General features: G+C 41.9%; 18 protein-coding genes and 1 pseudogene. 7 read left to right on the top strand and 12 right to left on the bottom strand.

Annotated elements, in window-relative coordinates:
* The first annotated feature begins 54 nt into the window (after positions 1 to 54).
* The 3 genes from A9260_RS08740 to A9260_RS08730 all read left to right on the top strand — a co-directional run bounded on the left by A9260_RS08740 (position 55) and on the right by A9260_RS08730 (position 1,937).
* Entirely contained in the window at positions 55 to 774 is a 720-nt protein-coding gene (locus A9260_RS08740) for a hypothetical protein (RefSeq protein WP_082957097.1), read from the top strand.
* A gap of 70 nt (positions 775 to 844) precedes the next feature.
* Complete coding sequence (locus A9260_RS08735) at positions 845 to 1,471, top strand: LysE family translocator (RefSeq protein ID WP_068698127.1); 627 nt, start codon at positions 845 to 847, stop codon at positions 1,469 to 1,471.
* Positions 1,455 to 1,937, top strand: coding sequence for a GNAT family N-acetyltransferase (locus A9260_RS08730; protein ID WP_068698126.1), 483 nt, complete (start codon positions 1,455 to 1,457; stop codon positions 1,935 to 1,937). Before A9260_RS08735 ends, A9260_RS08730 begins: the two co-directional genes overlap by 17 nt.
* Positions 1,938 to 1,978: 41 nt before the next feature.
* Here A9260_RS08730 and A9260_RS08725 read toward each other — a convergent pair whose 3' ends face one another.
* From A9260_RS08725 to A9260_RS08710, 4 genes are all read right to left on the bottom strand, one after another.
* Positions 1,979 to 2,785 carry a Cof-type HAD-IIB family hydrolase gene (locus tag A9260_RS08725; RefSeq protein WP_068698124.1) on the bottom strand — a complete coding sequence of 269 codons (807 nt, stop codon included), beginning with the start codon at positions 2,783 to 2,785 and terminating at the stop codon, positions 1,979 to 1,981.
* Between the two features lie 60 nt (positions 2,786 to 2,845).
* Positions 2,846 to 3,196: a DUF2750 domain-containing protein gene (locus A9260_RS08720; protein WP_068698122.1), complete on the bottom strand. Its 351-nt coding sequence runs from the start codon at positions 3,194 to 3,196 to the stop codon at positions 2,846 to 2,848.
* Positions 3,197 to 3,330: 134 nt separating this feature from the next.
* A complete protein-coding gene (locus A9260_RS08715) occupies positions 3,331 to 3,927 on the bottom strand; it encodes an OmpA family protein (protein ID WP_068698120.1) in 597 nt (198 codons plus the stop codon).
* A 1-nt stretch (position 3,928) separates the two neighbouring features.
* The gene (locus A9260_RS08710) at positions 3,929 to 5,233 is read right to left on the bottom strand and encodes a TolC family outer membrane protein (RefSeq protein WP_082957096.1); all 1,305 of its coding nucleotides are present in this window, start codon (positions 5,231 to 5,233) and stop codon (positions 3,929 to 3,931) included.
* Positions 5,234 to 5,493: 260 nt separating this feature from the next.
* On the opposite strand from A9260_RS08710, the gene A9260_RS08705 reads away from it, so the two are divergent.
* A complete protein-coding gene (locus A9260_RS08705; RefSeq protein ID WP_068698118.1) occupies positions 5,494 to 9,474 on the top strand; it encodes a cadherin domain-containing protein in 3,981 nt (1,326 codons plus the stop codon).
* A gap of 281 nt (positions 9,475 to 9,755) precedes the next feature.
* Here A9260_RS08705 and A9260_RS08700 read toward each other — a convergent pair whose 3' ends face one another.
* Positions 9,756 to 10,943 carry a class I SAM-dependent methyltransferase gene (locus A9260_RS08700; protein ID WP_068698117.1) on the bottom strand — a complete coding sequence of 396 codons (1,188 nt, stop codon included), beginning with the start codon at positions 10,941 to 10,943 and terminating at the stop codon, positions 9,756 to 9,758.
* A gap of 121 nt (positions 10,944 to 11,064) precedes the next feature.
* Here A9260_RS08700 and yccX point away from each other — a divergent pair, with 121 nt between their 5' ends.
* Positions 11,065 to 11,337: an acylphosphatase gene (gene yccX / locus A9260_RS08695; RefSeq protein WP_068698115.1), complete on the top strand. Its 273-nt coding sequence runs from the start codon at positions 11,065 to 11,067 to the stop codon at positions 11,335 to 11,337.
* Here the strand turns inward: yccX and A9260_RS08690 are convergent.
* The 6 genes from A9260_RS08690 to A9260_RS08665 form a co-directional block, all read right to left on the bottom strand.
* Entirely contained in the window at positions 11,332 to 11,661 is a 330-nt protein-coding gene (locus A9260_RS08690; protein ID WP_068698113.1) for a TusE/DsrC/DsvC family sulfur relay protein, read from the bottom strand. The genes yccX and A9260_RS08690 overlap by 6 nt on opposite strands.
* A gap of 97 nt (positions 11,662 to 11,758) precedes the next feature.
* Complete coding sequence (locus A9260_RS08685; RefSeq protein WP_068698111.1) at positions 11,759 to 12,421, bottom strand: Bax inhibitor-1/YccA family protein; 663 nt, start codon at positions 12,419 to 12,421, stop codon at positions 11,759 to 11,761.
* 205 nt (positions 12,422 to 12,626) lie between these two features.
* The gene (locus tag A9260_RS08680) at positions 12,627 to 13,376 is read right to left on the bottom strand and encodes an amino acid ABC transporter ATP-binding protein (RefSeq protein ID WP_068698109.1); all 750 of its coding nucleotides are present in this window, start codon (positions 13,374 to 13,376) and stop codon (positions 12,627 to 12,629) included.
* 16 nt (positions 13,377 to 13,392) lie between these two features.
* Positions 13,393 to 14,490, bottom strand: a complete 1,098-nt coding sequence (locus A9260_RS08675) for an amino acid ABC transporter permease (protein WP_068698108.1) — start codon at positions 14,488 to 14,490, stop codon at positions 13,393 to 13,395.
* A 1-nt stretch (position 14,491) separates the two neighbouring features.
* Positions 14,492 to 15,694 (bottom strand): amino acid ABC transporter permease, encoded by a 1,203-nt coding sequence (locus tag A9260_RS08670; protein WP_068698107.1) that lies wholly within the window; start codon positions 15,692 to 15,694, stop codon positions 14,492 to 14,494.
* A 71-nt stretch (positions 15,695 to 15,765) separates the two neighbouring features.
* Entirely contained in the window at positions 15,766 to 16,794 is a 1,029-nt protein-coding gene (locus A9260_RS08665; protein WP_068698106.1) for an amino acid ABC transporter substrate-binding protein, read from the bottom strand.
* 442 nt (positions 16,795 to 17,236) lie between these two features.
* Here A9260_RS08665 and A9260_RS08660 point away from each other — a divergent pair, with 442 nt between their 5' ends.
* The gene (locus A9260_RS08660; RefSeq protein ID WP_068698104.1) at positions 17,237 to 18,181 is read left to right on the top strand and encodes a precorrin-2 dehydrogenase/sirohydrochlorin ferrochelatase family protein; all 945 of its coding nucleotides are present in this window, start codon (positions 17,237 to 17,239) and stop codon (positions 18,179 to 18,181) included.
* 52 nt (positions 18,182 to 18,233) lie between these two features.
* The gene (trxC, locus tag A9260_RS08655) at positions 18,234 to 18,665 is read left to right on the top strand and encodes a thioredoxin TrxC (RefSeq protein WP_068698102.1); all 432 of its coding nucleotides are present in this window, start codon (positions 18,234 to 18,236) and stop codon (positions 18,663 to 18,665) included.
* 52 nt (positions 18,666 to 18,717) lie between these two features.
* On the opposite strand, the pseudogene A9260_RS08650 reads toward trxC, so the two are convergent.
* Positions 18,718 to 19,006, bottom strand: a pseudogene (locus A9260_RS08650) (IS4 family transposase); the annotation flags it as partial.

The raw sequence follows: 19,006 nt of genomic DNA, 5'->3' as shown, positions 1-19,006 counted from the left end.
GGGAAGCTTGTGGGTAATAAAGTCGCAATAGTTCGCTTAAAGAGCCTAAATAGAATGAATAATTTAGGGTTAACTAAAGCTCACGTCTTAACTGGGATCGTTTGTTTGTGTATTGGCGCCATTGGTACGAGTGTAGTGATGTCTCATCATTTTTCTCAGCACAATGAAACCAAGCGACAAAATCAGCAGCAATTAACGGATGATATCAAGCTACTCCAATCTGAGAATAGTCAGTTGAAGTCAGAATTAGAACAAGCTAAAAGCTCTCAAATAGAACATATTACTGCGCAGCAGAAGCTCGAAAAATCGACGCTAGAAAAAGACAAACAGCAACAAAAACAAAGCTCAGATTTGAAATCTAAAAACGATAAATTAGGCGAGCAAGTTAAACAATTACAAAAGCAAGTGACTGATCAGAAAGCAATAACAACGCAGCTAACCGAGAAAAATGAGCAATTACAGCATCGTTCTGATACGCAAAGTGCATTATTGCTAGAGTCTAAAGCTCATTTTGAACAGCAAGCAATCTTACAGCGCGAATTGAGAAAATTAAATAAAGAACGAATTAAGCTGATCAGTACCTTAAATGGCTTAGTTGAAGAATGTCGCATTTTTACCGAAGGTAAAAGCTGGGAAGCAAAATCAGACTCTTGTGATAGAAAACAAAAGGCATCGGATCAATTAAAACAAATTGATAAAACGATTGATGAAAAGCTATCTCAGATAGTGGTCATTGATAAAACGGATAAAGACGCCGGGCTACAAAAAAAATAAATATAGAACCTTTACCTATTTTTAAAAAGGGATAGCATAAGGCCTTATTTCGATTATTGGAAAATCATCAATGTCATTTCATCTTTGGCTTTCATTGTTTGCCATCTGTTTACTCGGCGCAATGTCTCCCGGTCCGAGTTTAGCCACGGTAAGTAAACATACTTTAGCGGGCGGGCGTTTAAATGGGCTTGCTGCTGCTTGGGCGCACTCGATAGGTATTGGCTTTTACGCCTTTATCACTGTGATTGGTCTTGCGGTAGTACTGCATAAGTCTGAACTGTTATTTGTGACCATCTCTCTTGCCGGAGCAAGCTATCTTGGCTATTTAGGATGGAAATCGTTGACCTCTAAAGGTGGCATTGCCAGCACTCTGGAAGCGGGCGAGGCAGTTTCGATTGCCACTTCTGCCAAAGAAGGGCTGTTGATTTCGCTACTTAATCCTAAAATTGCATTATTTTTTATCGCATTATTTAGCCAATATGTCGCAGTAGGCAATAGCATCAGCGCCAAGGCCACAGTGGTGATTACCCCATTACTGGTTGATGGTCTTTGGTACACATTTATTACCCTGATTTTATCCAGTTCGATGTTATTTGAACGACTAAAAAAGAACGGCCGAATTATAGATAAGCTTTCCGGGGTTATTCTTATCGCGTTGGCTTTACGGGTTGTGTGGCAAAATGTCGGATACTTTTAATCTAATCCAAGCTAATCATTCGCACACAGATAGTTTGCTATTTGTGTGGGACTCTCTTTATCAATGGCATCATCAAAACTGTCCGGCCATGATAAAGTCGCCATGCCTGTTTGAGCTTGAACAGGAAATTGACCGTTATTTATCGACGCCAGATTGTTATATTTTCGCCATAGAAAATGGCGATCAATTATGCGGTTTTATTACCGGTCAGCTGTGCAAGATGGAATCACCGCTGATTAAAACTGAATTGATTGGCACTGTTGATCATTGGTTTGTGATGGAAAATGCACGTAATAATGGCGTAGGAAAGGCGTTATTTAATTGTATTGAACGTGAGTTTATCGATTGTGGCGCAAAACGTATCAATGTCGAAGTTTGGGGCTTTAATATCGATGCGCTTGAAGCTTATAAACGGTTAGGATTTAAAGCGCATATTCATTGTATGACGAAAACCTTAACACTTTAAGCCTAACCAAAAATAGCCAATTAAAACACTAGCCAAAAAATCTAGGCTAGAACAAATTTCTCAATGGCTTTAGCTACCCCTGAGTCATTATTACTATCTGTAATGTATTGCGCTAACGATTGAGTTTGCGCATCAGCATTTTGCATTGCAACCGCAAGACCTGCATATTCGAGCATGGCATGGTCATTTCCTGCATCACCAATACACATCACTTCAGTTTGCTTTATGCCTAGATGTTGCGCTAGAGCTTGTACTCCCGTTCCTTTGTTGCTGGCTGGATTACTAAATTCTAGAAAAAACGGTGCACTACGAACAACAGAGTAGTCGTCTTTAAAGGTCTGGGGAATGGCATCAACGATGGGCTGTAAAATTTCCACAGGGTCGACCAACATGATTTTGATAATAGGGTGTTTATCATCAAGGGTATCAAAATCCATGATAGTAAGATCAAGGCCATTGATATTGGCTTCGTGTTGCGTGTAGTGACTATTTTTTGGTGCGATTAAACCATGTTGCTGACTAAAAGCATGGTAATGACAATTTTGTTGTTTAGCGTAATCTGCGATACGTTTAGCGTCTTGACCAGAGACTAAGCTTTGACTGATTACATCACCAGAACCCACATTTTTAATAAGGGCTGCGTTATAGCAAAGTACATAATCTTCGTTGGTGTTCATTTGCAGTTGCTCTAAGCTATCAAGCATTCCTTGTAATGGACGACCAGAGGCTAAAACAACAGTAACACCTTGTTTTTTAGCATCAATTATTGCTTGCTTATTTCTTGCTGTAATAATTTTATTATCATCAAGTAAGGTACCATCCATATCGATGGCAATGAGCTTATACATAGTTTGAACCCAACAAAAAAGAAAACCCCCATCATAGATATGATAGGGGTTTTATAAAGATTAAAGGTATAGTTTAGCGAGAGTTTCTGGTTCTACTTCTTCGCCTTCAAGTTGTGCGTTCCAGTTTGTACCGATAAGAACGCCATCTTCTGAAAGGGTAATTAACCAGTCTTCTACAAAAATATCCAGAGGGATTTCCATTACTTCAAAATCAGACCATTCTTCAACGTTGTGGTATTCGGCATCAGCACGGTCAGACCAAAATGGCATTACTTCGCACTCTTCAAACTCACTTGAGTCACATGCTAGCCAACCATCTTCATTTTTAAGACCCCAAACACGATTGTCTTTTTTGCTCTGCTCGATGAATTGTTCTAAATTCTTCTGAGTATCGTTGCTTAATTGGCTCATGATTTTTTCCTAACGGTATGATATACCCGCTATATTAGCACGCTTGCTAGCGCTATGGCACAATTTAGCTTACAAGAAATGAAAAAGCCGAGTGTTGATACTCGGCTCATATTGATTTAAAGGTGTTGCTGATCTTACTTAGGCAGTTTGGTGAAGATGGTCCACTCTTTAATAAAGTCACCTTTAAAGCCAATTACAGTGGCTTCAACACGTCTTTCTAAAGCTTCATCTGTTGGGTTGTGAGTTTCGTTTTCGTCTTCACCATAACCCACAATAGTCACTCTGTTTGGTGCTACACCAAAGCCAATGAGTTTGTCCTGCACAAACAATGCTCGGTTTCTTGAGAGTGTTAGATTGTACTCTCTATCACCTGGGTTACTGGCAAACCCTTGAATCTCTATAGAAGTTTCAGGGTATTGGTTGAGAAAGTCTGCCATACCTTCAATTTGACCTGCAAAAACAGGATTGATTTCAGTTGAGTCATTCTCAAACAGTATTTTAAGTGTTTGCTCTTGAGCCACTTCAATTAATTCTTCACAACCATCGTTATTAACTCGTGCACCTCTTGGTGTTGCAGGGCACTTGTCTCTAGCGTTAACCACACCATCACTATCAAAATCTCTAAGGTCGGCTTGTTGCTCGGGTAATGGTGTAGTGATGTATTCATCGGTGTCGTTTGCACAACCGACAATCGTAAATGAGATAATTGAAGCTAAAATTAATTTATTCATTTTAGTACTCCACCGCCGTATTCCATTCTTCTGGAATATCAACCAATAAAGATTCGAGTAGGGTACCTGTTGCATTCAGCACTCGAAATTTTGCGTATTGCTCTGCATAAAGAGCATCGACATAACCTTTACGCGACTCGAACAGTTCGTTCTCAGTATTGAGCAAATCAAGTAGCGTTCGTTTACCTATCTTATACTGCTTATCATAAGCGACGACAGTATCGGAAGCGGCATCAACGTGGTCAGCGAGAAACTCTTTTTGTTGCAGGGTTAAATCCAATGCACTCCAAGATAATCTAAGACTCTCTTCTACATGGCGGTAGGCTCTGTCTCTTAGATCTTTTGCTTGGTTCATTTGATAGGCTGCTTTGTCTTTTTTAGCGCTATCGACCCCACCGTTAAACAAGTTATATCGCATTCTCAAGGTGGCGTTCATTTCGTCACGTCGACCGTCAACGCCTTCGGCATCGTCATAGTAGTCGTAGCCTGCATCAATAGTGAAACTGGGTAGGTTCGGGCTATTCGATTGTTTATATTGAAATTTTGCAGCGTCCACATCTACAATGGCAGTCTTAATGACCGGGTGCTTATCGATAGCAACATCAATGGCATCTGTCAAGGTAAGTGGGATACGAGTAACGTCTGCACGGGGGAAAACTAAACCTTGCGGTGTTTGCCCAACAATGCGAGTGAACTGGGTGTGTGTATCAAAAAGGTTGTTTTGCGCGGCAAGAAGATTACCGTGCGCTTTGGCTACGCGAGCTTCAACTTGAGAAAGATCGGCAGTAGAGCCGATCCCGGAATCAGTACGCTTTTTTATATCCTTAAAAATCTTCTTATGAGTGGCAAGATTACTTTCTGACAGCGCTAATATTTCATAGGCTTTGAGCGCATCTAAATACACTTTTGATACTTCTAGCGCAGTATCGGCAGCATCACTGAGTACTTTATAACGAAGTGATTCAGCTTCTGCCGCTGTGCGGTCCATATTATTTAAAGTATTTGAACCGTCCCATAAAAGCTGAGTTAACCGGATAGAGGCATCTATCGCAGTATAATCCTCGTCTCGACTTTGATCGTTTTGATAATTCTCCCAACCTACACCTGCAGTAAGATCTACCTTGGGGTAATACTCTCTGACTGCTGCTTTATTATCATAAATGTATGACATGAACTCATTGTATGAGCTCTTAACCGTTGGGTTCGTTTGTAGAGTATGAGAAATTGCTTGCTCTAATGACTGGGCTGAAACTGGATTGCACAGCATAGTCGCTACAGCGATCGCGGTTAGCTTAATCCTTTTCAATGTATGCTCCTAGTATTCCGTTACTTGGTTTAACCAATTATGAAGCGATCATTCGCGTTTCAAAAAACATTGGTTACATAAGTACATAATAGTTAATAAAAAAACAATTACCATAACCAATTAAACAAAATTACCACAAATCTCCGTGTGTGTTTTCTGTACAATTATTGCTCTGTCATCTTCAAAGTAGTGTAAAATTTAATCATAAACGAAAGTTTACGGTTTATTGCAGGCTAGAAATAGCATGCTGAGGAGAACACATGGACAGTATCTCGTTTGCTCAAGACGTTGCCTCTGGTGATGCATGGTTGATTATCGACGCTCAAGGTAATCTTAAGATAGCGCCACCAGGTTATGAACCACAACCAGGGGATGTCATCTTATCTGTTGGTGATAAACCACTTACCGTGCCAGAGGATCTGGTCAGCGAAATACGTGTTTCCATTGCAGAGCAACAGTCTATCCAATCTGTCGATGTTCAATCTGGTGTTCAAAGTGTATTAAGTTCAGTTGCGCAAAGTGAACAAGATGATGAATTAGACGATGAAGATGAAGACGGTTCAAGTCTTACCACAACAGGCGCGGTTGAACGAGACGGTGCGCAAACTATCGCCAGTACTAATTTTGATACGCAGGCTTTGTTTTCTGATCAATTTACTGCGCAACAAAATGAAGCCATTGAAGCGATAGTATTAGATCTTATTCCTATTATTGAAGCTTCGAATACTGATGAACCCAATATCGACGATCCGGTTGATGACGAGCCCGTTGATGAGGAGCCACAAAACGCAATTCCTACCCTAGAAGTTACTTTAGTCAATGATTTCATAGAAGATAGCGGTACTACCCGCGGTGATGTGGTTGCCATCTTTACTACAAATGATGCTGATGGTGACAGTGTCACGGTAGGTTTGTCAGATGAAATACACTATCAGCTAAATGATAAAGGTGAGGTTATCCTTACCGAGCAAGCCGTTGATCTGATTAATCAAGGTGATGAGCTTCCCCCATTTTTTCTAACACCAAACGACGGCACGCAAGACGGTGAACCCACCAAGGTTGATCCTAGTGTCACGCCTGTTAATGATATTCCTGAGTTTTTATCTGGTGACGATGATAAAAATAGCGCGCCCAACCAAGATTCATACCAGTTCAGCGCGCCAGAAGGCAGCCTAGCAGGCAGCGAAATAGGTGTGGTTAGCGCCTTTGATGGGGATGGTGACGACTTAACTTACAGTTTTGAAGATGGCACTACCACAAACGGCCTGTTTGATATTGACCCTGAAACAGGGGTAATTACCGTCAATCAAGATATCGATGATGCAGAACTTGGTGATTATGAGCTTAACGTTAAAGTCACCGATGGCAACAGCGGAGAAGATGCCGCGCAAGTGAGCATCGCGTTAACCAATATTAATGATCTTCCTGAGTTTTTATCCGGTGACGATGATGAAGAGAGTGCACCTAATCAAGATGCATACCAGTTCAGCGCGCCAGAAGGCAGCCTAGCAGGTAGCAAAGTGGGGGTGGTTAGTGCCTTTGATGAGGATGGTGACGACTTAACTTATAGTTTTGAAGATGGTACTACCACAAACGGCCTGTTTGATATTGACCCTGAAACAGGGGCAATTACCGTCAATCAAGATATCGACGATGCAGAACTTGGTGATTATGAGCTTAACGTTAAAGTCACCGATGGCAATAGCGGAGAAGATACCGCGCAAGTGAGCATCGCGTTAACCAATGTTAATGATGCGCCCGAATTTTTATCTGGTGACGACACTCAAGATAGTGCGCCAAACCGTGATAAATATCATTTTACCACGCCAGAAGGGATCGTAGCAGGCAGTCAAGTGGGCATTGTTAGTGCCTTTGATGGGGATGGTGACGACTTAATCTACAGTTTTGATGATGGTACGACGACGAACGGTCTATTTGATATCGACCCTGAGACGGGATCTATTACGGTTAACCAAGACATCGACGATGCTTATGTAGGTGATTATAAGCTAAACGTGAAGGTCATAGATGGTAATGGCGGGGAAGATACCGCTAAAGTGACCGTTTGCCTGACTAATATTAACGATGCACCGAGCGCAGAAAGTGCGATGCTCAATGGCGTTGAAGATAGTGCTTTAGTCTTTAATTGGTCTGATTTTGGCGTAATTGATGTTGATAATGCTACTCAGGATTTATCCATTGTCATTAAAGTATTACCGGAATCTGGTGTGTTGCAGCTATATGTCGGTGACAAATGGCTTGATGTTGAGTTAGGAGATGAGATTTCATGGTCAGCTGTTGACAGCGAGCAATTTAGATTCCTACCTTCTGATAATCAATCTGGAGATGATGACTTTGATAATCAAGGCTTAGGTGATCAGCAAACTGATTATGCTCAGTTTGATTTTTCGATTAGCGATGGTGACAAGAAAAGTAGTGTAGAAACCATCACTATCGATATAGAAGCTCAGGCAGATGCCCCAAACCTTGCGGTAATTAACCATCAAAAAGAAGCCTCTATTGATTTTCAAGATACAGACTTAGCGGGTAAAAACTGGAGTTCTAATATTGATGTCAGTGGTTTGTTTGGCGCTAATACTTTGGGCACTTGGTATGCCAATGATGATAACCGAGTCGAGATAGGCAAAGAGTCTGTTTATAGAAAAGGGGCTAGTAAGACTAACTTAGTCATGGAAATAGAAGGTGATAGAGGTGATAACTCGATATACACCGATATTCAGGTTGAAGAAGGTCGTTATTACAGCTTTACCTTTGATGTGGCAGCGCGACGATGGGCCAATGGAGATAGTGATTTAGATGTTATTTGGGTTAAGTTAGATGCGCAAGGCAATCCGATAATGGATGAAGCGCAGACGCTTTATGAATTTAGACCTGATGACAATAGTTGGCAGCGACAAGTTCAAATTTCCTTACCATCAGAACAAGAAGGAAGTTATCGTTTACTGCTGCAATCTACAGACTCAAACAGTTATGGCGCTTTGATAGATAATCTAATTTTACAGTCGAGTGATGCCTATGGTGAAGTCGATACCTTTGTTGAATTATGGGGTATTGACAGCAGCTTAAATGATACTGATGGCAGTGAACAGCTCACGATTCAGCTGAGTGGACTACCAGAGGGCACTGTAGTTAAAGATGACTTTGGACACAGTTTAATTGTGGGCAGCAATGAAATTGCGGATGTATCGCAGTTTGATTTGAGCAGTCTAAAAGCGAATGTACCAGAGGTTGGAAACTACATTATTGAAGTGACCGCCACCGCCACCGAAACCAGCAATGGTGATGCTCAAAGCAAATCAATTGAACTGCCTTTGATCATTTTAGATGGACAAGCACAGCAGCCCGATAATGAACCCGATGATGACAGTTATGGGGCGTGGGGATTAACACCTAAACGAGGTCTTACTGTTGCAGAAGGGCAAATCAGTGGCTCAATCGCGGTGAAACTTCTTGAAGGTGGTAATGTTACGATAAAAGACAATTCAACCCTGATTTTTACTTTCGCTTTGATTGGCTTTAGTGAAGGTTTAAGCGCTGAAGAATTTGTTTTAAACATGACCACATCTGATCAATATGTTTCAAGCTCATCGGTGAATAGTGATGGCAATATTGAAGTCTCTGTGACTAATGTATCCGGCGCTGACATTGTAGTTGGACGAGGAAACTCCGATGATGGGTTGCTGTCTATTGAAGTTGAAGCTCATCCAGATATCGAGATCGAAGGCGATGAGTCTTTTACCTTGCATCTGGTTGCCGCCAGTATTGGTTCACCGAAAGAGTCTCAAGATGAAATTGATGTCACTATCGTTGATACTCCCGCAATAGTGCCATTCTTTATTGCAGATCAGGATAACAATGAACAGCTTGCTACACTAGGCGAGGACATACTGCTCGCAACCGATGGGCAAGATCAGTTTGTGTGGAAGAGTAACAGTCTTGATAATGGCGTTGATTTAATAACTGACTTTGAAATCGGTCAAGATTTGATTGTTCTAACCGATATTTTGGAACCAACAGACAGTGATAATTTGGATGAGCTTTTAGCTAAGATAGAAGTGAATCTTGTTGGGCAAGATATTACTTTAGATATTGATCATAGTGGCGGCACTCAAACCATTGTGATTCAGGACTCTAGGGATCAATTGGGTGATTTAATTGGTGATAACGGAAGTTTTAATGCGGCAGAAATCCTTGACCAGTTAGTCGTCAAAAATGAGTGATACCTGACAAATCAAGTGACTATATGTTGATGTAATACCAATCACAGTAAGTAAATGATCAGAAATAGCGCAGGAAAAACACTCGAGAACAAGGCGAATATTTTTGATAAGTAGTTATTCTACAATCAAAAATTTCAACGCGGTTATCAAGTGTTTTAACCAGCTAGGCTGATCAGAGATTTACTACGATTGGTATAATTAAGCATGAGCTTAAAAAAAAGAGCCTCTAACATGATGAATTATCACTGTTAGAGGCTCTTTTTTATCGGTAGCAAATTTAGTTAGATAACTTTTGCGGCAAACCCTTTAAGGTACAAACCTTCTGGATAAGCGGTATCAAATAGATGATCGCTGGCTTGTGTGAAAGATTCCACGAACTTCACTTCACGACCTGCATCTAACGCAGCATCGGCAATGATCTTTTGAAATAATCCCGATTCCATTAAGCCAGAGCAAGAATAGGTAAGAAGCGTACCACCTGATTTAAGGATTTGAATGGCAAGCATATTCAAATCTTTGTAACCACGAGCACCGCTAGTGAGGTTATTTTTAGAACTTACCATTTTCGGCGGATCCATAATCACCACATCAAACTTAGTGCCCTGATCGCGATATTCACGCAAGATTTTAAATACATCGGCGTTTAAAAAGACCGCTTTTTTGACATTAAAGCCGTTCAGTTCGACATTTTGTTTGGCGATATCTAATGCAGGCTGAGAAACATCAACATTAATCACTCGATCTGCGCCAGCTTTTAAAGCGTAAAGACCAAAGCCGCCAGTATATGAGAAGCAGTTTAATACTTGCTTGTTTTTCACATACTTCATTGACTGATCACGGCTATCACGTTGATCTAAATAAAAGCCAGTTTTATGACCTGTCTTAATATCAACTTGAATCTTTACGCCGTTTTCTTCAATCACGATAGGTTCGCTTGGCTCTATGCCATGTAATAGGCCTGTACGTTCTTCTAAGCCTTCTTTTTTACGTACTGCAACATCTGAACGCTCATAGATAGAACATTCAGGGAAGCAATGCTTAAGAGCGTCTACGATGTTTTGCTTTTGGTTCTCTGCGCCAGCACTTAACAGCTGACAGACCAAGTAATCTTGGTATTTATCAATGGTCACGCCCGGCATTGAGTCAGATTCTGCCGCGATTAGGCGGTAGCCCGTCAATTCACCGCGAGCAATGCTTTCGTCTCGTAGCATTTGAGCTTGTTTGATTCTGCCGATGAAAAACTCAGTATCAATGTCTTGTTTGATGAAACTCCAAATACGAGCGCGGATTTGAGAGTGCGGAGAGTACGCCGCTTTTGCCAACCATTGACCATTGTTAGCGTACACATCGACGGTTTCACCAAGTTCTGGTTCACCTGAAACAGTTTCAATGCCTCTGGAAAAAATCCAAGGATGACGACGGCGAACAGACTTGTCTCGACCTTTAGCTAGTTTGATGGATGCGCTCATAAGAAATCAGTATCTCGAAGAAAATTTTGTGACATTGTCGTGTAAGCTCACTGCAAAAGCAAATCAGTTGAGATTATACTTTATGTCATTAGCGTGATATTTGTTCAAATAGGAGTTTGTGATGCAATCCATGTGTCAAAAGTTTCACGTAACAGGCATAGTACAGATGGTGGGCTTTCGTTATCACACCGCACACGTAGGGACGCAACTTGGGCTGACAGGTTATGCTAAAAACCTGAATGATGGCAGTGTTGAAGTCGTCGCTTGTGGCAATGAACTTGCCATAGAAAAGTTGGCGGCTTGGTTAGAAGTAGGGCCTAGAACCGCTTCTGTTGACAGTTTAACATCATTAAAAACGGAATTTAGGCACTACGCTGACTTTAGTATTTTATAGGCACTTGGCCGGTTTTGGCAGACCAGCGAGTTTAGTTGCTTGTTTAGCCGGCCCCTTCTTAAAGAGCTTAAACAGATATTTGCTGTTGCCTTTTTCTGGCCCATGGGCTTTTTCCATCGCTTTAACCAACATACGAACGGCAGGTGAGGTATTGAATTCTAGATAAAAATTGCGAACAAAATGCACCACTTCCAAGTGAGCTTCAGTAAGCTCAATTCCTTCCTCTTGCGCCAATATTTCAATCATACCTTCTTGCCAATCTTGATGATTAAGTAAATACCCTTGAGCATCAGTGTTGATGGTTTTACCGTTGAATTCAAACATGACAAGTTCCTAAATAAAGATGAGTCGCAGTGATTATCAATAAAAAACAAAAAGCCCGCAACTAGTGCGGGCTTTTAAATAGGTAAGTGGTTACCGATTAATCGTTATTCATGATGCCTAAGATGCTTAGTAGGCTGATGAATAGATTATAGATTGAAACATAAAGGCTAATGGTTGCCGAGATGTAGTTAGTCTCACCGCCACGAACGATTTGCTGCGTAGTTAGCAAAATCATACCGGTTGAGAACAGAACAAACATTCCGCTCATCGCAAGGTGAATCATCGGCATTTGTAGGAAGATATTCGCTACCATACCAATAAGTAGTACGACGAAACCTGCCATTAGTACGCCACCTAAAACAGATAGGTCACGTTTAGTCGTAAGAGCGTAAGCAGAAGCACCCATAAATGCCAATGCTGTACCACCAAGTGCCGTCACGATGGCATCACCCATACCAGCACCGATGTACATGTTTAGAATCGGGCCTGTTGTATAACCTAAGAAGCCGGTGAATAGGAAGGTAAAGACCAATCCCATGCTGTTGTTTTTGTTCTTTTCAGTTAAGAAAAGCAGACCGTAGAAACCAACCAGCATAAGGATAATCCCTGGACGAGGTAGGTTCATAGCCATAGAGAAGCCGGCAACGATAGCAGACCAAAGTAATGTGAGTGATAACAAGAAGTAGGTGTTACGCAAAACCTTATTGGTTTGTAACACACTCTCTTGGGTGCGAGTGCGTGATACCATTGGACTGTTCATAGTGTTCCTCAAAGACCTTTAAATAATTAGTATATATATGCGGCGAAAAGTTCCATTTTTCAAGTACAGCGTTCGCCTATGCCCCTTGATAGTAAGCAAATACCGGCACAGAGTGAACTGTAATGTGTAACATTTAGTGTATTAGTGTGAGTTTAGCAATAAAAAAGGGCAGCATTGCTACCCTTAATTGTAAGTAACAATCCAATTAATGGTGAAGTATTTGCGATAAGAAGTTTTGAGTACGGTCCGATTGTGGATTTTCAAAGAAGTCGACAGGGTTGTTTTCTTCGATAATTTCCCCCGCATCCATGAAGATCACGCGGTCAGCGACCTCTTTGGCAAAGCCCATTTCATGGGTCACACAAAGCATGGTCATACCTTCATCAGCCAACTCAACCATAACATCGAGTACTTCACGAACCATTTCTGGATCCAGTGCCGATGTTGGCTCATCAAAAAGCATCACTTGTGGATTCATACATAATGAGCGAGCAATCGCCACACGTTGTTGTTGTCCACCAGACAGTTGTCCTGGGTATTTGTCGGCTTGATCGGGGATCTTAACCCTTTCTAAGTATTTCATTGCCACCGCAACAGCTTCTTCTTTAGGCATTTTTTTCACCCAAATTGGCGCAAGAGTGCAGTTTTCTAATACCGTTAGGTGAGGGAACAAGTTGAAGTGCTGAAAACACATGCCCACTTCTCGGCGCACTGCTTCGATATTTTTCAGATCTTCGGTCAGTTCAGTACCCGAAACAAAAATGTGGCCTTTTTGATGCTCTTCAAGGCGATTAATACAGCGAATCATTGTTGATTTACCTGAGCCTGATGGGCCACAGATAACGATCTTTTCGCCTTTCTTAACACTAAGGTTAATGTTCTTTAGTACGTGAAACTCGCCGTACCACTTGTTCATGTCCTTCAATTGGATCATGTAATCTTGTTGTTGCGTCATAATACGTCCTTGATAATTATCGTTTGTGACCGGTGTTAAGTTTGTTTTCTAGCCATATCGAGTATCTCGACATGCCAAAACAAAATACCCAGAACACTAACGCGACAAATACATAACTTTCGATAGCAAAGCCTAGCCATTCGGGATCGGTGTTCGCCGATTGACCTATGCCCAATACATCAAACATACCGATAATAAGTACCAGACTGGTGTCTTTAAATAAACCAATAAAAGTATTTACAATCGAAGGGATAGTAATTTTAAGTGCTTGAGGAAGAATGATTAAACGCATTTTCTTCCAATATGTGAGGCCGAGCGCATCAGCCGCTTCATATTGCCCCTTTGGAATGGCTTGCAATCCACCACGTACCACTTCGGCCATATAGGCGGCACTAAAGAGTACCACACCAATTAGGGCGCGAATCAGTTTATCCGTTTCCATTCCTTCTGATAGGAATAGCGGCAGCATTACCGAGGCCATAAACAGTACGGTAATCAATGGCACGCCACGCCATACTTCGATGTAGATAGTACACATACTGCGAATAATCGGCATTTCAGAGCGGCGGCCTAATGCTAATATCACGCCAATAGGCAAAGACACCACAATACCGACTAATGCAATAATTAGCGTAACCAGTAGTCCACCCCATTTATGGGTTTCGACAACTTCTAAGCCAAATACACCACCGTACAATAATGCGGCAATGATAAAAGGATAAACGTTAACGAAGAACAACCATATCCAAGTACGCTTAGGTGTTTTTTCGTAGATTAACGCGGCAATGAAAATTGCAAGAGTGGCGTAAAATAGGCGAGGGCGCCACAGTTCTGCTTCTGGATAAAATCCATACATGAACTGCTCCCAGCGTACGCTGATAAAGACCCAACATGCGCCAGCACTAGTACAATCATCTTTTGTAGTGCCTATCCAATCGGCGTTAACAAATCCCCAGCTAATTACTTGACTCACAAGTAGAAAAGCGATGTAAGCCAAGATAATAGAGACCACCGAGTTAACAGGAGTGCTAAAGAGGTTTTTTCTCATCCATCCAACAACGCCAACAGAGTTTGACGGTGGTGGAAGATCGGGCTGAAATTGATGTATGCTCATATTATCTCTCCACCAACGCAACTTTTTTGTTGTAGATATTCATGATCAGAGAGGTCAGTAAACTCAAGGTGAGGTATACACCCATTGTCATGGCGATGATCTCTATGGCTTGTCCGGTTTGGTTGAGTGTTGTCCCTGCAAATACCGATACCAAATCAGGGTAACCAATTGCCATTGCAAGAGATGAGTTTTTGGTTAGGTTCAAATACTGGCTGGTTAGCGGTGGAATAATGATACGCAATGCTTGTGGTATCACGACTAAACGAAGAGTGCGGCTGCGGGGTAGTCCCAGAGACATTGCCGCTTCAGTTTGGCCGTGGCTTACCGCATTAATACCAGAACGTACGATTTCGGCAATAAAGGCAGCGGTATAAATACTGAGTGCTAGCGTCAGTGCCGCTAACTCAGGGATAATACTAATCCCTCCTCTAAAGTTGAATCCTTTAAGCTCTGGAAACTCTGCTGAAATTGGCATGCCTGCAGCAAAATACGCAATCAGTGTTAGACCAAGGATCAAACCAACCGCAATACGTCCAACGGGTGTTTGTTGACCTGTCAGCTTTTGCTTGTTTCGCGCCCAAATGGCGATAACAACAGAAGCGATTATGGCAACGATAAATGCGCCAATAACTAGGCCACTACCTTCATTAAAGACTGGCGCTGGGAAGAACAAACCGCGCACGTTTAAAAATACCGCTTCGCCAAGGCTTAAACTTTGTCTAGGAGACGGGAGCGCCTGCAATACAGCGAAATACCAAAAGAAAATTTGCAACAATAAAGGGATATTTCGGAATATTTCGATATAGACAGCGGCTAAACGGCTGACCAACCAGTTACTGGATAATCGAGCGATACCCATAACAAAACCGAGGACAGTCGCTAGAATTATGCCAAGAACAGAAACCAGCGCGGTATTGAGCAAGCCAACCACAAAGGTACGTCCATAGCTAAATGTTTCATTGTATTCGACGAGATGTAAGCCGATACCAAAACCAGCTTCTCTTGATAAAAAGTCAAATCCAGTGGCGATGCCTCGCGCATCCAGATTACTTAGGGCATTGTTAACGATGGTATAAAAGAACCAAACTAATCCGAGAACAGCGAACACCTGAAAGGCTACGGCTCGAAACGTTGGATTATAAAAAATATTTGAGCTTTTTGATGCCGGACTTGATCCGGTGGGGCTGACGTCTGGTGGGGTCATACAACTAACCTTTAATAAAAACCATTTAAACAAAAGGGCGGCGAGGCCGCCCTTCGGTTACAACACAAGGATTAGCGCATTGGTGGCGCGTACATGAAACCGCCTGCGTTCCATAGTGCGTTAACACCACGGGTGATTTGAAGTGGAGAACCAGTACCAACAGTGCGCTCAAAGCTTTCACCGTAGTTACCCACTTGCTTGATCACTTGGTAACCCCAATCGTCTTTAAGACCTAGAGCGGTACCTTTAGGACCATCAACACCAAGAATACGTTTTACGTTTGGATCCGTTGACTTAAGCATTTGATCGGCATTTTTAGATGAAATACCGTACTCTTCGGCATTGATCATTGCGTTAAGCGTCCATTTTGCCACGTTAAACCATTTGTCATCGCCTTGGCGAACAACAGGGCCTAGCGGCTCTTTAGAAATGATCTCAGGTAATACGATGGCAGTTGTCGGATCTTTAAGGTTTAAACGCAGTGCGTATAGACCTGATTGGTCGGTAGTAAGAACATCACAACGGCCTGCATCAAAACCGGCTGATGTTTGCGCCGCAGTATCAAATACTACAGGCTTATATGACATACCACTTGCACGGAAGTAATCGGCTAGGTTAAGTTCAGTTGTTGTACCAGATTGAACACAAACGGCTGCGCCATCAAGTTCTTTAGCGCTGGAAACACCAAGGTCTTTTTTGACCATGAAGCCTTGACCATCGTAGTAGTTAACCCCTACGAAGTTTAAACCTAGTGCGGTATCACGGTGCTGTGTCCAGGTAGTATTTCGGGACAAGACATCAATCTCACCAGATTGAAGGGCAGTAAAGCGTTCTTTTGCTGTTAGAGGAACGTATTTTACTTTCGTTTTGTCACCGAGTACTGCAGCTGCAAGTGCTTGACAGTATTCGACATCAATACCTTCCCATTGACCCTTTGAGTTTGGGTTAGAGAAACCGGGAAGACCAGTACTCACACCACAAGTGAGAGATCCTGATGCTAAAACTTTGTCTAACGTACTATCAGCGGCAGAAGCTGACATTGACATTGCTGCGGTAGATGCTGCAACTACAGACGCTAGAATTGTGAGTTTATTCGCCATCTAATTGTATCCTTTCTGTCTAGTCCGTGAATGGTGTCGCGGGTTATAGTAAAGTTTACATTAATTAAGTAAATGTAAACTCAATATAGGGCTCACCAAGTTGGGGCATATTTGCCTTGCCCTCATATAAAGTAGCTGACGTTGCTAAGTATCTCAATTAATTGCAAATTATGATTTACTTGTAACGAACCACTTTAGAATGACTAAATGTTGCTAGTTTGTAAATAGTGCAACATTGCTTAACTTTAGGTAAACGGGCAGAACACGCTAAAACTGTGACTGATCTAGATGTTTATGCTAATGGAACTTGTTATTTTGTGATCTATCGCTGTTTTTGTGGCAAAATCAAATAATATCGCTAACCGTTTGTTTTATAAAATATTTTACTGCACCAAAAGAGTGAAATAAGGTTGGCTATGGATATAAATTTATAAGGAAGGTAATGCGTTATTTCCCGTTGTTTTATGATCTGAATCAAAGACCAGTGTTGGTTGTTGGTGGCGGCGAAGTTGCCAGCCGCAAAGTAGAGAGCTTACTAAACGCAGGTGCATACATAACCGTTGTGTCTCCAACATTGGAAGAATGTCTGCTCAATTTGGTGCACAGTGAAAAGATTCATTGGATTAAAGGCTTTTATCAACAGCATTTAATTGATGAATTTGTGCAGATTTGGGCAACAACCGATAACCCAGAGCTCAATCATCGTGTTCATCGTGACGCGAAATTGGCGGGCATAATGGTCAATGTGGTCGATGATACTGACTACTGTGATTTTATTACCCCATCAATGATCAATCGAGGCAGAATCCAAGTCGCTTTTTCAAGTGGTGGTGGATCGCCGGTGCTCATTCGCAATTTGCGCAGAACGTTTGAGGCGGTATTACCACAAAATCTGGGGCTATTGGCCGATTTTGCCACCTCAAAACGTAATGACATTAAACAATCACTGCCTGATGTAACTCGTAGACGGTTATTTTGGGAGCAGTTCTTTGAAGCGCAAACGGTTAAGTCGGCAAGTAGCCTCAAGCAACTGGATGATTATTATCAAAGCATGTTAAGCGAGAGCAAATTCGAGCCTGCTTATTCTGTTACCTGGATTGAAACCGGTGAAGATTTTGAAATGCTAACCTTAAAAGCATTAAGGCTGATGCAGTCAGCTGAAATGGTGCTTTATTATCAGGGTATTGATGAGGTGTTCATTGAAAGCTGTCGCCGTGATGCGCAAAGAAAAAGTTGGCAACACATTGCACAGCTCAGTACAGAGTTGGAGCTACAACAAGCCCAAAGCAACTCGGTGGTGGTGTTGTTACCCGTAATGAGTAAGGCTTTAAAATCAGAGCTTTCATTATGCTGTGGAACGGTATCTATTTTATCTTTTGCTCGCTAGGTTTAAGGTCGGTATTCTAGCGAAATCGTTAATTTGTTATTAGAGGAAGCCAATGACGTCATTTAAAACTCGCTGTCCATCATGTCAAAGTTTAAACCGAGTTCCTACCGAGCGACTTGGTGAAATGCCTAAATGTGGTAAGTGCCAAAACTTGCTTTTAGATGGTTCTCCAATAGAAGGTACACAAGATAACTTCTCGGCGCTTATAGCAAGTAAACAACCGGTGGTTGTCGATTTTTGGGCACCTTGGTGTAATCCTTGCGTTGGCTTTGCTCCAGTATTTTCTGATGTTGCAGCGGAAAGTGAAGGGCGCTTACGATTTGTTAAAATCAATACCGAAGATCAGCAAAGCTTGGCGGCTCAATACCGAATTCGTAGTATTCCAACCGTGATGGTTTTTAAAGACGGCAAAATGCTGGATAGCATTAATGGCGCACTACCAAAATCTCAATTTCAGCAATGGTTAAATCAAGTGCTAGCATAGAGCTAGCCGTGATTGGGTCAATAAAAAACGAGAGCAAAGGCTCTAATGCCGTTCACTTAAGAGTGTGAACGGCTTTTTTATTATTGGCATATCGCTGCGGTCTAGGTTTGACTGCCCTTGGGAATGTTCTTTCCCTTCGCCTCTCCAGCACTAAGCTTTCTGCCATGTTATGGAAGCCTTTTAGTTGCCTTGGAATTGCGCCCGGCGTTGAGTAAGGTAAGCCAACAAGTAACGCCGATATATGGGCCAAGGTTCCATTAAAACTCAACTGATAAGGAAGGTAATTCCCCTTTAAATTTAAGCAGAGTTCGACCATTTGATATCGAATTAAATTATACGTT

The organism is Vibrio sp. UCD-FRSSP16_30 (assembly GCF_001676025.1).
Classification (GTDB): domain Bacteria; phylum Pseudomonadota; class Gammaproteobacteria; order Enterobacterales; family Vibrionaceae; genus Vibrio.
This window is presented reverse-complemented; position numbering and strand designations above follow the sequence as displayed.

Excerpts from the sequence above, each read along its gene's own strand:
- A9260_RS08720 (WP_068698122.1), bottom strand. The coding sequence starts at position 3,196 with ATGAGCCAATTAAGCAACGATACTCAGAAGAATTTAGAACAATTCATC.
- yccX (WP_068698115.1), top strand. The coding sequence starts at position 11,065 with ATGCAATCCATGTGTCAAAAGTTTCACGTAACAGGCATAGTACAGATG.
- A9260_RS08730 (WP_068698126.1), top strand. The coding sequence starts at position 1,455 with ATGTCGGATACTTTTAATCTAATCCAAGCTAATCATTCGCACACAGAT.
- A9260_RS08735 (WP_068698127.1), top strand. The coding sequence starts at position 845 with ATGTCATTTCATCTTTGGCTTTCATTGTTTGCCATCTGTTTACTCGGC.
- A9260_RS08740 (WP_082957097.1), top strand. The coding sequence starts at position 55 with ATGAATAATTTAGGGTTAACTAAAGCTCACGTCTTAACTGGGATCGTT.
- A9260_RS08675 (WP_068698108.1), bottom strand. The coding sequence starts at position 14,490 with ATGAGCATACATCAATTTCAGCCCGATCTTCCACCACCGTCAAACTCT.
- A9260_RS08705 (WP_068698118.1), top strand. The coding sequence starts at position 5,494 with ATGGACAGTATCTCGTTTGCTCAAGACGTTGCCTCTGGTGATGCATGG.
- A9260_RS08660 (WP_068698104.1), top strand. The coding sequence starts at position 17,237 with ATGCGTTATTTCCCGTTGTTTTATGATCTGAATCAAAGACCAGTGTTG.
- A9260_RS08670 (WP_068698107.1), bottom strand. The coding sequence starts at position 15,694 with ATGACCCCACCAGACGTCAGCCCCACCGGATCAAGTCCGGCATCAAAA.
- trxC (WP_068698102.1), top strand. The coding sequence starts at position 18,234 with ATGACGTCATTTAAAACTCGCTGTCCATCATGTCAAAGTTTAAACCGA.
- A9260_RS08700 (WP_068698117.1), bottom strand. The coding sequence starts at position 10,943 with ATGAGCGCATCCATCAAACTAGCTAAAGGTCGAGACAAGTCTGTTCGC.
- A9260_RS08665 (WP_068698106.1), bottom strand. The coding sequence starts at position 16,794 with ATGGCGAATAAACTCACAATTCTAGCGTCTGTAGTTGCAGCATCTACC.
- A9260_RS08715 (WP_068698120.1), bottom strand. The coding sequence starts at position 3,927 with ATGAATAAATTAATTTTAGCTTCAATTATCTCATTTACGATTGTCGGT.
- A9260_RS08725 (WP_068698124.1), bottom strand. The coding sequence starts at position 2,785 with ATGTATAAGCTCATTGCCATCGATATGGATGGTACCTTACTTGATGAT.
- A9260_RS08685 (WP_068698111.1), bottom strand. The coding sequence starts at position 12,421 with ATGAACAGTCCAATGGTATCACGCACTCGCACCCAAGAGAGTGTGTTA.
- A9260_RS08690 (WP_068698113.1), bottom strand. The coding sequence starts at position 11,661 with ATGTTTGAATTCAACGGTAAAACCATCAACACTGATGCTCAAGGGTAT.
- A9260_RS08680 (WP_068698109.1), bottom strand. The coding sequence starts at position 13,376 with ATGACGCAACAACAAGATTACATGATCCAATTGAAGGACATGAACAAG.